Source organism: Staphylococcus pasteuri, assembly GCF_030547725.1.
In the GTDB taxonomy this organism is placed as follows: Bacteria; Bacillota; Bacilli; order Staphylococcales; family Staphylococcaceae; genus Staphylococcus; species Staphylococcus pasteuri.
Genome location: NZ_JAUOQO010001142.1, coordinates 1 through 229, shown reverse-complemented (window position 1 = coordinate 229; position 229 = coordinate 1). Strand labels below are relative to the sequence as shown.

Here is a 229-nt window from a genome sequence, read left to right as displayed (position 1 = left end):
CACTGGGGCTTAGTTAAGGCAATGCCGAGTGATTGATAGACCGATTCAATGGCCGAAAATCCAGAATGTTTGCCTAATACCACGGTGTGGTTACGGCCCAATAACGCGGGCGAAAAACCTTGGTAGTTTTGCGGATCTTTTAGCAGACCGTCTACGTGTATTCCTGACTCGTGGGTAAAAACATGTTGACCAATAATGCTTTTGCTTACCGCCACACTGCGCCCAGAGG

Annotated in this window: 1 protein-coding gene; it reads right to left on the bottom strand. The window is 48.5% G+C overall.

The window, feature by feature from the left end; all coding sequences use genetic code 11:
* On the bottom strand, positions 1-229 hold a 229-nt coding region (locus Q4528_RS16690), incomplete at both ends, for a homocitrate synthase/isopropylmalate synthase family protein (protein WP_439848963.1).